Origin of the sequence: Vibrio sp. 10N.222.49.C9, assembly GCF_041474985.1 — a bacterium.
Classification (GTDB): domain Bacteria; phylum Pseudomonadota; class Gammaproteobacteria; order Enterobacterales; family Vibrionaceae; genus Vibrio; species Vibrio crassostreae_C.
The window spans coordinates 1-362 of sequence record NZ_JBFRVD010001205.1; the positions used below are offsets into that span (position 1 = coordinate 1).

1 protein-coding gene is annotated in these 362 nt (G+C 45.6%); it reads right to left on the reverse strand.

Translation table 11 applies throughout. From position 1 onward, the window contains the following. Positions 1-362 (reverse strand): flagellar hook-basal body complex protein (locus AB4585_RS27585; protein ID WP_372171941.1); only part of this gene is annotated, 362 nt, incomplete at both ends.

Here is a 362-nt window from a genome sequence, read left to right on the forward strand (position 1 = left end):
GAATAACCCTGCAGAAGATTACCGTTTGAATCTACCATCGAGCCATTTGCATTCATTCCAAACATACCGGAGCGTGAATACTGCTGTTGGCCATTCGAGTCCTTTGTAACAAAGAAACCCGAACCTGCGATCGCCACATCTAAGCTACGACCCGTACCTAAGATTGAGCCACTCGTATCGTGATTCTGAGTAATACCAGAAATTGAAACACCGCCGCCCTCTTTACCGTTATACACAGCCGAAAACTCAGCACGCGCACCCTTAAATCCCACCGTCGAAGCGTTTGCGATATTATTCGCATGCACACCCAACTCTTGCTTAAAGGCCTTTAAGCCACTCATAGAAATATTAAAAGACATTAC